Annotated in this window: 9 protein-coding genes; 3 read left to right on the top strand and 6 right to left on the bottom strand. The window is 60.9% G+C overall.

Annotation, left to right across the window (positions count from 1 at the left end; genetic code table 11):
* Nucleotides 1-84 precede the first annotated feature (84 nt).
* From TX24_RS23060 to copC, 3 genes are all read right to left on the bottom strand, one after another.
* Nucleotides 85-1,347, bottom strand: a complete 1,263-nt coding sequence (locus TX24_RS23060; protein ID WP_032896494.1) for an OprD family porin — start codon at nucleotides 1,345-1,347, stop codon at nucleotides 85-87.
* 276 nt (nucleotides 1,348-1,623) lie between these two features.
* Complete coding sequence (gene copD / locus TX24_RS23065; RefSeq protein WP_003192285.1) at nucleotides 1,624-2,481, bottom strand: copper homeostasis membrane protein CopD; 858 nt, start codon at nucleotides 2,479-2,481, stop codon at nucleotides 1,624-1,626.
* A 3-nt stretch (nucleotides 2,482-2,484) separates the two neighbouring features.
* Nucleotides 2,485-2,850 carry a copper homeostasis periplasmic binding protein CopC gene (copC, locus tag TX24_RS23070; protein ID WP_057711237.1) on the bottom strand — a complete coding sequence of 122 codons (366 nt, stop codon included), beginning with the start codon at nucleotides 2,848-2,850 and terminating at the stop codon, nucleotides 2,485-2,487.
* Nucleotides 2,851-2,966: 116 nt separating this feature from the next.
* Between copC and TX24_RS23075 the strand changes: the two genes are divergently transcribed.
* Nucleotides 2,967-3,587 (top strand): TetR/AcrR family transcriptional regulator, encoded by a 621-nt coding sequence (locus TX24_RS23075; protein WP_003192282.1) that lies wholly within the window; start codon nucleotides 2,967-2,969, stop codon nucleotides 3,585-3,587.
* A 124-nt stretch (nucleotides 3,588-3,711) separates the two neighbouring features.
* Here the strand turns inward: TX24_RS23075 and preA are convergent, their stop codons facing one another.
* From preA to hydA, 3 genes are all read right to left on the bottom strand, one after another.
* Nucleotides 3,712-4,986 carry an NAD-dependent dihydropyrimidine dehydrogenase subunit PreA gene (gene preA / locus TX24_RS23080; RefSeq protein ID WP_003192280.1) on the bottom strand — a complete coding sequence of 425 codons (1,275 nt, stop codon included), beginning with the start codon at nucleotides 4,984-4,986 and terminating at the stop codon, nucleotides 3,712-3,714.
* Nucleotides 4,986-6,353 carry an NAD(P)-dependent oxidoreductase gene (locus TX24_RS23085; protein ID WP_057711264.1) on the bottom strand — a complete coding sequence of 456 codons (1,368 nt, stop codon included), beginning with the start codon at nucleotides 6,351-6,353 and terminating at the stop codon, nucleotides 4,986-4,988. The genes preA and TX24_RS23085 overlap by 1 nt, the downstream gene beginning before the upstream one ends.
* Nucleotides 6,354-6,446: 93 nt before the next feature.
* A complete protein-coding gene (gene hydA, locus TX24_RS23090) occupies nucleotides 6,447-7,886 on the bottom strand; it encodes a dihydropyrimidinase (RefSeq protein ID WP_057711239.1) in 1,440 nt (479 codons plus the stop codon).
* A gap of 592 nt (nucleotides 7,887-8,478) precedes the next feature.
* Here hydA and TX24_RS23095 point away from each other — a divergent pair.
* Nucleotides 8,479-9,966, top strand: coding sequence for an NCS1 family nucleobase:cation symporter-1 (locus TX24_RS23095; RefSeq protein ID WP_003192276.1), 1,488 nt, complete (start codon nucleotides 8,479-8,481; stop codon nucleotides 9,964-9,966).
* A 145-nt stretch (nucleotides 9,967-10,111) separates the two neighbouring features.
* Nucleotides 10,112-11,395: a Zn-dependent hydrolase gene (locus TX24_RS23100; protein WP_057711241.1), complete on the top strand. Its 1,284-nt coding sequence runs from the start codon at nucleotides 10,112-10,114 to the stop codon at nucleotides 11,393-11,395.
* Nucleotides 11,396-11,518: the final 123 nt, after the last annotated feature.

Here is an 11,518-nt window from a genome sequence, read left to right on the forward strand (position 1 = left end):
TGGTAACTGACCCACCGCCATCGCAGGCAAGCCAGCTCCCACATGGATGTGCGGCACCTTTGAGATCGAGTTCGACACTGGAACCTACAACAATGAAATCGGATAACTGATAAAAATCCGATTCTCATCGAACTCGTTATTGCTGAAGTCCCGGCGCATGGTTGAGTTGCGCCACTTTACATTCAGGTTCTTCAGCGCACCGCTCTGCACCGTGTAGGCCAGCTCCGACTCACGCCCCCACTCTTTGCCGTCGGTGATCGCCCCAGTGTGTACGTTGCTGCCGCTGATATAACGGTTCATCAGGGTCAGCCCCGGAACCCCGAGCACCACAAAGTTAAAGTCATGGCGCACCTGCCAGGACTTTTCCTTGGCGTTGTCGTAGCTGGCGTTGTAGCTGTCGTTGGCCAGGGTGCCGCCGCTGGTGCCGTTGATGCGCATCCAGGCGCTGTCGCCACTGAGTTTTTGCAGGCCGACGTAGAAGGTGTGGCCGTTGTATTTGGCTGAGAGCAGGGCGAACAGGGTTTTGTTATCGAGGTCGCCGGCCAGGGCGCTGCCGTCTTCCTTGCCGTTGAAGAAGCCGAGGTTGGCCCCCAAGGTCCAGTCGCCCACCGGCTGGCTGTGGGTGAGGTTGAGGTACTGCTGCTGGTAGATATCAGTCAGTTCGGCGTACCACAGGCCGACCTGGGTACGTTTGTCATTGAAGGTGTATTCGCCGCCGCCGAAGTTGAAACGGTCCGAGGTGAACGCGGCTTTGCCGTTCATGAACATGTCTTCCATGCTCGCGTCGTTGCGCGGGCTGTTGCCGCGAAACTGACCGCCATAGAGGGTTAGCCCGGCAATCTCATTGGAGGTGATTTGTCCGCCACGAAAGGTCTGGGGCAGAGAACGGCCATCGTCGGAACGCAGGATTGGCAGCACCGGCATCCATTCGCCAACCTTCAACTCGGTTTTCGACAGCCTGGTTTTCAGTGCGACACCCAGGCGCCCGAAATTGTCGGCGGGGCGGCCATCGTCATGTACCGGTAGCAGTTGCGTGCCGGCGGTGCCTTTGCCGCCATCGAGCTTTTGCGAATACAGGCCCAACACGTCTATCCCGAAGCCGACCGTGCCCTGAGTAAAGCCGGACTTGGCATCGAGGATAAAATTCTGCGTCCACTCTTCGGCCTTGCCCTGGGGGTTGGTCGGGTTGGTGAAGTTGCGGTTGAAGTAGGCGTTACGCAGATTGAGCGTGGCCTTGGCGTCGTCGATAAAGCCTTCGGCATGGGCACCCAGCGGCAGGGTGACGGCCAGGCTGCCGAGACCGAGAAGGCCCAGGCGCGTGCAGGAATGGCGGGCGGATTGACTCACAGTGAGGCTCCCTTTGTTTTGTTGTTTTTATTATTTGTTATACGTCGTCGTACAACATTGAGCGCGATATTTGCGAGGTTTTCGGGGCGTGTCAAGCAGAAGTTATATGATGACTTGGGTGAAACGATTCAACGCAGCGGCACGGTTGCCCTCTGTAGGAGCGAGCTTGCTCGCGAAAAACGTCAACGATAACGCGTGCTTCCTGAATGAACGCGGCGCCTGTGAGTTTTTCGCGAGCAAGCTCGCTCCTACATGGATTGCATTGCGACGCAGGTTTCAGTCAGCCATCACCATCGGCGGTAACGTTCCAAGCAGGGAAACCGCCGCCACCGCTGCAAGGCCCAGCAGCCACTCCATCATCACACTGGCTTTCAAACTGCCCAGGCGTTGCTCGCAGCGCTCGATACGCAACCGGTTCAACAACGCCAACCCCAGCATACCCAGCACCAGCCCCACCTTGATCAGCAAAATCAAGGCAAACCCTTGGAAGAGCGGGGTGGGCCATAGTTGCCCGGTGAGCACGCGCACGTTGATCAGCCCGGTTACCAGCAAGCCGCCGACCAGGCCATATCCCACACCACTGAAGCGACGCAAAATCGGCTCCAGGCGCTGGCCTTGCGCCTGCTGGAGGATCAGCACCAACACCAGCAACCCCCCGAGCCAGGCCCCAACGCACAGCAGGTGCACCACCTGGTTGAGAATCAGCAACTGTCCACTCAGCCCGTCGAGCATGGCGCCGTGACCTACGGGTGCCAGGGTTGCCAGCAGCAGGGCGAGCAGCGGCAAGCGCAAGGCCGGCCAGGGCTTGATCAGCACGATCACCAGCAGCAGGTTCAGCAGCAGATGCCAGGCCCATACCTGACCAAAAAAGGTCTTGCCCAGCACCAACTGGAGGGTGGCCGGTTGCAGCGCCGCGTCCCAACTGCCGGCCATGCTGGCGGTGATCAACAGCAACCACGCAACACCGGTGACGAGCCCCAACCCAGCCAGGCCACGGGTGATGCGCAGCAGTTGCCGGTCCAGTGTCGGTTGCACATCAGCGCCGAGCAGCCAGGGCCTCAACCCCCAGGCCCCGAACATCAACAGCACGACGATGAAATGCAGGAAGCGGCACAGCACCAGCAGGGTTGCCATGGGTTATTGGCCGACCTTGAAACTGTAAGTGCCTTCGCTTTTGTGAGTGTCGACGGACACTGCATGCCATTCGACTTTATAGGTGCCGTTTGCCAGCGCAGCGGCAGGCGTGACCACCAGGGTCTTCTTGTCGGCGCCCGGAGTTTCCAGGCCCTTGATCGCAATTTCGGTGCCGTCCTTGCTCAGGGACACCTTGGTGAAGGTGGCTTCGACGCCTTCGCTGAAGGTCAGGCGCAGGTCTTTGGGTGCGGCGACATTGCTGTCAGCCGCAGGCTCCGCGCTCTTGAGGTGGGCGTGGGCAAACGCCGTGGAGGCGCCCAGCAGGGCAGTGAACAGGACAGCAGCGGTCAGGGACTTCTTGAGCAACATTGTTCAACACCGATCAGAGGATAGGAGTCGGCAGTGTACGAAGTTTCGGCTTGGCCTGTCGCCCCGATCTAGAGCCGGTGGTAGTCTTTAGGCCGTGTTGTTGTCAGGGAGCCCTTATGGGCAATCACAAGATCGGAATTCGTCGGGTCAACGTCGAGAAAATCCTGCTGGCGGCGGAGAAGGTCTTCGCCAACAAGGGCTATGGCAGCACCGCCATGGCCGACATCGCCGAAGAAGCGCAACTGCCGCGCTCCAACCTGCATTACTACTTCACCACCAAAAGCGAGCTGTACAGCGCGGTGCTGTTCGACCTGCTGGAGTTGTGGAAGCAGGACGCCCTGAGCTTTGAAACCTTTGACGACCCTCGTGTGGTGCTCAGCAGCTACATCCGCGCCAAGATGCAGCGCTCGCGCACGCGCCCGTATGGCTCCAAGGTCTGGGCCAATGAAATCATCCACGGCGCGCCCACACTCGGCGAGGCCCTGGATGAAAGCCTGTACGACTGGGCCAAGATGAAGGAAGCGAAGATTCGCCAATGGGTGCAAGACAAACGCATCCTGCCGGTGGAGCCCTCGAGCCTGTTGTACATGATCTGGGCCTCGACCCAGCACTATGCCGACTTCGACCACCAGGTGAAGATTTTGAATGATCACCAGCCGTTGTCGGACAGGCAGTTCGAGAAGGCCATTCAGACAGTGACCAGTGTGATTTTGCGCGGGATTGGCTTGGAACCTTGAGCTGATCGTTCCCACGCTCCGCGTGGGAATGCCGCCCTGGACGCTCTGCGTCCGCTCTTGCCAGGGTGACGCGGAGCGTCACAGGATGCGTTCCCACGCGGAGCGTGGGAACGAGGGACAAGGATTACACCGCTTCCCGGTAAGGATTGCGCGGGTCCTGCGTCCAGTTCAAAAACGGCTTGCCGGTATCGATCGGCACCATCTCGATGCAGTCGGCCACCGGGCAAGTGATCTGGCACAGGTTGCAGCCCACGCATTCATCATCGATCACCTCATACAGATGCGTGCCATCGGCCTGCTTCAAGCTGGCAATGGCCTGGTGCGAGGTGTCCTCGCAGGCAATATGGCAACGCCCACAGCCAATGCACGCCTCTTGGTCTATCTTGGCGATGACCTGGTAGTTGATGTCCAGGTACTTCCAGTCTGTGGTATTGCCCACCGCCCGCCCGGAAAACGCCTGCAGGTTGGCATGGCCCTGGCTGTCCATCCAGCGCGACAAGCCGTCCTTCATCTCTTCAACGATGCGAAACCCATGCAGCATCGCCGCCGTGCACACCTGTACCGCGCCGCAGCCCAGGGCGACAAACTCCGCCGCATCCCGCCAGGTGCCGATACCGCCGATGCCGCAGATCGGCAGGCCGTGGGTCTGTGGGTCGCGGGCGATTTCGGCGACCATGTTCAACGCAATCGGCTTGACCGCCGAGCCGCAGTAACCGCCGTGGGTGCTCTGGGTGCCGACCACCGGCAGCGCGACCATACGTTCCAGGTCCACGCTGGTGATGGAGTTGATGGTGTTGATCAGCGACACCGCATCCGCGCCACCGCGATAGGCCGCCCGCGCCGCCACGCGGATGTCGGTGATGTTCGGCGTGAGCTTGACGATCACCGGCAGCGAACAATACGTCTTGCACCAGCGCGTCACTTGCTCCACGTACTCCGGCACCTGGCCGACGGCGGCGCCCATGCCCCGTTCGGGCATGCCGTGGGGGCAGCCGAAGTTCAGCTCGATGCCGTCGCAGCCGGTCGCCTCCACCAAGGGCAGGATGTTCTTCCAGGACGCTTCGACACAAGGCACCATCAGCGAGACGATCAGCGCGCGGTCCGGCCAGTCCTTTTTCACCTGGGTGATTTCCCGCAGGTTGATCTCCAGGGAACGGTCGGTGATCAGTTCGATATTGTTGATGCCCAGCACTTCACGGTTGGCGCCATAGTGCGCGGAGTAGCGCGACGACACGTTCACCGCCGCCGGATCTTCCCCCAGGGTTTTCCACACCACGCCACCCCAGCCGGCCTCGAACGCACGCACCACATTGTAGGCTTTGTCGGTGGGCGGCGCGGAGGCCAGCCAGAATGGATTGGGCGCTTTGATTCCGGCGAATACAATCGAGAGATCGGCCATTACGCAGCCTCCACAGTCAGCATGAGTTGGGCATGCATGGCTTCGGCGGCCCGCTTGCCATGTTGTACTGCCTGGACGGTGAGGTCCTGGCCGAGGCTGACGCAATCGCCGCCGGCATACACCCCAGGGATGCTGGTGCGCAGTTGCTCATCGACGAAGATGCGCTCGCCGACGCGGTGCAACTGCTGGGCCAGCGGGTCGTGCAGGGCGTCGTTGTCGAAGCCTTGCCCGATCGCCTTGAAGATCGCATCGGCGGCCAGTTCGAAGGTTTCCCCGGTCGGCAACAGGCGACCGTTTTCCAGGCGGGTGCGGGCAAAGCGCATGCCGCGTACGCGGCCTTGGTCGTCGAGCAGAACTTCGTCGGGTTGGGCCCAGGTCAACAGCCGTACCTGATTGGCCTTGGCGATGTCCTGTTCGTGGTGGGTCGCGCCCATGTCGGCCAGGCCACGGCGGTACACTAGGTTGACATCGCGGGCACCGAGGCGGGCCATCTGCACGGCCATGTCGATGGCGGTGTTGCCGGCGCCGAGCACAATGCAACGGTCGGCCAGGGGCAGTTGGGTGAGGTCGTCGGCCTGGCGCAGTTCGCGGATATAGTCGGTGGCGGCGAGCAGGCCGGGGGCGTCCTCAAAAGGCAGACCCAGCTGTTTGCTGGCAGCGAGACCCAGGCCGAGGAACACCGAATCGAACTGCTGGTGCAGTTCGCTCAAGGTCAGGTTGTCGCCCAGGCGCTGGCCGTGGCGAACCTCGATGCCGCCAATCTGCAGGAGGAAATCCAGCTCCTTCTGGGCGAAGTCGTCCACCAGTTTGTATTTGGCGATTCCGTATTCATTCAGTCCGCCGGCTTTTTCCCGCGCTTCGAAAATCACCACGTCATGACCGTGCAAGGCGGCGCGGTGGGCGCAGGCCAAACCGGCTGGCCCGGCACCGACCACGGCGATGCGCTTGCCGGTGGGCGCGGCGCGTTGGAACGGGTGTTCGCTGAAGTGCGCGTTGTCGATGGCGTAGCGTTGCAACAGGCCGATCAGCACAGGGGCGCATTCTTCGGCGTTATTGCGCACGCACGCTTGCTGGCAAAGGATTTCCGTCGGGCACACCCGCGCGCAACTGCCACCGAGGATGTTGGCCGAGAGGATCTTCTGCGCGGCGCCTTGCACGTTGTCGGTGTGGATGTTGCGGATGAACGACGGAATGTCGATCTCGCTGGGGCACGCATTCACACAAGGCGCGTCGTAGCAGTACAGGCAGCGCGAGGCTTCCAGCTGGGCCTGGCGGGCGTTGAGGGGCGGTGCCAGGTCGGTGAACTGGCTGGCGAGGGTGGCCCCGTCTTCGCGGGGGTGGGGGAGGTGGGTCAGGGTCTGGATCACGGTGTTGGCCTCACGGTTATTGAGGTGGGCGATCGTTCCCACGCTCTGCGTGGGAATGCCTCACTGGACGCTCCGCGTCCGCTTTTTTTGGATTCAGCGGTTTACGGCCACCGGCTTGGAAAGCGCTGCCCGCTTGCTCAACTGCTCGAACACCGACGGATACGCCGGCCGCTCCACATACCGTCCGGCCCCTCGCTCGGCGCGCAGGTCGCCATCGGCCCACACCAGCTTGCCCTGGCTGATGGTATGGCTGGGCACGCCGCGTACGGTCTTGCCTTCGAAGATGTTGAAGTCCACCTGCTGATGGTGGGTCTTGGCCGAAATGGTCCGCGTGCCCTCGGGGTCCCATAGCACCAGGTCGGCATCGGCGCCCACACGTATCGCGCCTTTGCGGGGGTAGAGATTGAAGATCTTCGCGGTGTTGGTGGAGGTCAGCGCGACAAATTCCTGCATCGACAAACGCCCGGTATTGACGCCTTCGTGCCACAGCAGCGCCATGCGGTCTTCAATGCCGGCGGTGCCGTTGGGGATCTTGCTGAAGTCATCACGCCCGGCGGCTTTTTGCTCGGCGCAGAAGCAGCAATGGTCGGTGGCGGTGGTGTGCAGGTTGCCCGCTTGCAGGCCATGCCACAGTGCCTCTTGGTGCCCGCGCGGGCGGAACGGCGGGCTCATCACATAGCCGGCGGCGGTCTGCCAGTCGGGGTGCTGGTACACACTGTCATCGAGCAACAGGTGGCCGGCGAGCACTTCACCGTACACCGCCTGGCCCTTGCCTCGGGCATAGGTGATTTCATCCAAGGCTTCCTTCGTCGACACATGCACCAGGTACAGCGGCGTGCCGATGGTTTCGGCAATCCGGATGGCACGGCTGGCCGCTTCGCCTTCCACTTGAGAGGGGCGCGACAGCGGATGGGCTTCCGGCCCGGTGATGCCCTGGGCCATCAGTTTGCGTTGCAGGTGATACACCAGTTCGCCGTTTTCGGCATGCACGGTGGGCACCGCGCCGAGTTCCAGGCAGCGTTCGAAACTGGCAACCAAGGTGTCGTCGGCCGCCATGATCGCGTTCTTGTAGGCCATGAAATGCTTGAAGCTGTTGATGCCGTGATGGCTGACCAACTCGGCCATTTCCTCGCGAACCTGCTCGCTCCACCAGGTGATTGCTACATGAAACCCGTAGTCGGCGGCAGACTTTTCGGCCCAGCCGCGCCACTGGTGGAAAGCTTCCATCAGCGATTGCTGCGGGTTGGGAATCACGAAGTCGATGATCGAGGTGGTACCACCGGCCAAGCCTGCCGCCGTACCACTGAAAAAGTCTTCACTGGCCACGGTGCCCATGAAGGGCAATTGCATATGGGTATGGGGGTCGATGCCGCCCGGCATCAAGTATTGGCCGCTGCCATCGAGTACTTCGCAGCCTGCGGGAATATCCAGATTCGTGCCAATGGCGTGAATTAGACCCTCTGCGCATAACACATCGGCGCGGTAACTTTCATCATGGGTAATAACGGTGGCGCCACGGATCAACAGCGACATGTCGAGTTCCTCACAGGCTTGACCGGCTTGTGCCAGTTCTAAGTGTTGTAATACTGCGTACCGATGACGGGTTAATTCCTGTCATTGGTGACAGGAATAGAAACTAGCCCGAGTTTTTCGAATGAGCAAGAAGATTTTTCGCAAGTCTTTATGGTTTTTATCTTATTGATATACATAGGAAAATCCTGGTTTCACCAAAATGAAGCACGCCCACCCTGTTTTGACGCACTTGACAGGTTCTTGATCTGATCAATATTTCTTATTGCAAATCAGGCGCTTGAGATATGCCGCTTGACGGCGTCGAGAAATAAAAATAATTGTGATGCACCAGATTGAGACCTGAAGGTTCGAGCAACTTGTGAGTTGTTTAGCCTGACGCATACGGCAAGTACCGCAGGCTCAATTGGAAAGCTGATAAACATCAGTACGTTATATAAGCGGTACGGGCTCAGAGGCGGTTGTCGGCACGGTTATTGAGTGCACGGGCAGTTGGCCGGAACCCTGGATGTCATGTTGTCGATGCGGTACTCCGGCCACCTGAACCTAGCGTGCAGGTGAGCAACAATAATTTTAAAAAAACCGTGGAGCGGCCATGCAACAGAACAGATCGCAAGTCATCGAGCGCAACGGCCTGTACGAACTCGACGCCGGCCCCGACGTCCTCGACAGCCCTCGCTACAACCACGACATGGCACCTACCAAAGTGCACGAGCGCACCTGGAACAAATGGCACATCACGGCGCTATGGGTCGGTATGTCGATCTGCGTGCCCACCTACACCCTGGGCGGGGTGCTCACGGCGTATTTCGGGCTGTCGGTGGGAGAGGCGCTGGTAGCGATCCTGCTGGCCAATATCGTGGTGTTGATCCCGCTGACCCTCAACGCGTTTCCCGGCACCAAGTACGGCATTCCGTTTCCGGTGCTGTTGCGTTCGTCCTTTGGCATCCTCGGCTCCAACGTGCCGTGCCTGATTCGTGCGCTGGTGGCTTGCGGCTGGTTTGGTATCCAGACGATGTTCGGCGGGCTGGCGATCCACCTGTTTTTAGGCTCGATTTTCGACGGCTGGAAAGCCCTCGGCGGTACCGGTGAGGTGATCGGTTTCATGCTGTTCTGGTGCCTGAACCTGTGGGTGGTGCTGCGTGGCGCCGAGTCGATTAAGCGCCTGGAAACCTTGTCGGCGCCGCTATTGGTCGCCGTAGGAGTTGGTCTGCTGGTATGGGCGATGCCGAATGTGTCCCTCAGCGAGCTGATGGCGATCCCACCCAAGCGCCCCGAAGGCGCAAGCCTCACCGGTTACTTTATGGCGGGGCTTACGGCGATGGTGGGTTTCTGGGCCACGTTGTCGCTGAACATTCCCGACTTCAGCCGCTACGCCAACAGCCAGAAAGACCAGATTCTGGGGCAGATCTTCGGCTTGCCGCTGACCATGTTCCTGTTCGCCGCCCTCGGCGTGGTCATGACCGCCGCCTCGGTGAAACTGGTGGGGGTCAGCGTCTCCGACCCGGTGAGCCTGATCGGTCATATCCAGAGCCCGGTGTGGGTGGCCATCGCCATGGCGCTGATCATCGTCGCGACCTTGTCCACCAACACCGCGGCGAACATCGTCTCGCCCACCAACGACTTCCAGAACATCGCGCCCAAGTTGATCAACCGTACCACGGCGGTGATCCTCACCGGCCTGGTAGGGCTGGCGCTGATGGCCCATGAACTGCTGAAAAAACTCGGGCTGATCGTCTCGGACGTGAGTCTTGAAACCGTGTATTCCAATTGGCTGCTGGGTTATTCGAGCCTGCTGGGGCCGATTGCCGGGATCATGGTGGTGGACTATTTCATCACCCGCAGACAGCAGTTGGACCTGGCCGGCCTGTACCGCGATGACGTGTACCCGGCCTGGAACTGGAGCGGCTTTATCGCCTTTGGCGTACCGGTGGTGCTGACGCTGCTGTCGCTGGGCAGCGATGCGTTCAGCTGGTTCTACAGCTACGGCTGGTTCACCGGCTCGGCGTTGGGCGGGGTGTTGTATTACGGGCTCAATGCCAAGCGCGCTAGCAGTCCACTCACCGCCAAATCCCCGTTGTAAACACGGTTCAGGTGGGAGCTGGCTTGCCTGCGATAGCGGACTATCAGTTAAAGCCGTGTCGCCTGACACACCGCTATCGCAGGCAAGCCAGCTCCCACAGTTGACCGCGTTAATTCATAAGAACCTGTAGCCTGAGGAGACCCCCATGAACGCTGCCCTCGACGTTCTGCAATCGACCCATCAGCACATCAACCGCGACCGTCTGTGGCAGTCGCTGATGGACCTGGCCAAACTCGGTGCCACCCCCAAGGGCGGTGTGTGCCGCCTGGCCCTCACCGACCTCGACCGCAAGGCTCGCGATCTCTTCGTGCAGTGGTGCGAAGCGGCCGGTTGCACGGTGACCATCGACGGCATCGGCAATATCTTTGCGCGTCGCCCCGGCCGCAATCCCGACCTGCCGCCAGTGATGACCGGCAGCCATATCGACACCCAGCCCACGGGCGGCAAGTTCGACGGTTGCTTCGGCGTGCTGGCCGGTGTGGAAGTGCTGCGCACCCTTAACGACCTCAAGGTGGAAACCGAGGCGCCGCTGGAAGTGGTGGTATGGACCAACGAAGAAGGCTCGCGCTTCCCGCCGTGCATGATGGGCTCAGGGGTGTTTGCCGAGAAGTTCACCCTGGCCGATACCCTGGCCAAAGTGGATGCCGATGGGGTCAGCGTGGGTGAGGCGCTGAATGCGATTGGTTATGCGGGAACACGGCCGGTCAGCGGGCATAAGGTCGGCGCGTATTTCGAGGCGCATATCGAACAAGGGCCGATTCTGGAGGATGAACACAAAACCATCGGCGTGGTGCTCGGCGCCCTCGGGCAAAAGTGGTTTGACCTGAAGCTGCGCGGTGTTGAGGCCCATGCCGGCCCTACACCCATGCACTTGCGCAAGGACGCCCTGGTCGGCGCGGCCGCGGTGGTGGCCGCCGTGAACGCGGCGGCGTTGGCGCACCAGCCCCATGCGTGCGGCACGGTGGGCTGCCTGCAAGCGTATCCGGGATCGCGCAACGTGATTCCCGGTGAAGTACGCATGACCCTGGATTTTCGTCACTTGGAACCGGCACGGCTGGACTCGATGATTGCCCAGGTGCGCCAGGTGATCGAAGACACCTGCGCCAAACATGGCTTGAGTTTCGACCTGCAGCCCACGGCGGACTTCCCGCCGCTGTACTTTGACAAAGGCTGTGTGGAGGCGGTGCGCGATGCCGCCAATGGCTTGGGCTTATCGAACCTGGACATCGTCAGCGGGGCAGGGCACGACGCGATCTTCGTCGCTGAGCTGGGCCCGGCGGGGATGATCTTTGTGCCGTGTGAAGGCGGCATCAGCCACAACGAAATCGAAAATGCCGCGCCGGATGACTTGGCGGCAGGGTGTGCGGTGTTGTTGCGCGCCATGCTAGCCGCTTCAGCGGCCATCGCCAGCGGCAAACTCGCGGCCTGATCGTTCCCACGCTCCGCGTGGGAATGAACCCTGTGACGCTCCGCGTCACGATTTTAAGGGCAGACGCAGAGCGTCCTGAACGACGTTCCCACGCAGAGCGTGGGAACGATCAGTAGTCAGCAG

Origin of the sequence: Pseudomonas lactis (genome assembly GCF_001439845.1) — a bacterium.
Classification (GTDB): domain Bacteria; phylum Pseudomonadota; class Gammaproteobacteria; order Pseudomonadales; family Pseudomonadaceae; genus Aquipseudomonas; species Aquipseudomonas lactis.

Excerpts from the sequence above, each read along its gene's own strand:
- copD (WP_003192285.1), bottom strand. The coding sequence starts at position 2,481 with ATGGCAACCCTGCTGGTGCTGTGCCGCTTCCTGCATTTCATCGTCGTG.
- copC (WP_057711237.1), bottom strand. The coding sequence starts at position 2,850 with ATGTTGCTCAAGAAGTCCCTGACCGCTGCTGTCCTGTTCACTGCCCTG.
- TX24_RS23075 (WP_003192282.1), top strand. The coding sequence starts at position 2,967 with ATGGGCAATCACAAGATCGGAATTCGTCGGGTCAACGTCGAGAAAATC.
- preA (WP_003192280.1), bottom strand. The coding sequence starts at position 4,986 with ATGGCCGATCTCTCGATTGTATTCGCCGGAATCAAAGCGCCCAATCCA.
- hydA (WP_057711239.1), bottom strand. The coding sequence starts at position 7,886 with ATGTCGCTGTTGATCCGTGGCGCCACCGTTATTACCCATGATGAAAGT.
- TX24_RS23095 (WP_003192276.1), top strand. The coding sequence starts at position 8,479 with ATGCAACAGAACAGATCGCAAGTCATCGAGCGCAACGGCCTGTACGAA.
- TX24_RS23100 (WP_057711241.1), top strand. The coding sequence starts at position 10,112 with ATGAACGCTGCCCTCGACGTTCTGCAATCGACCCATCAGCACATCAAC.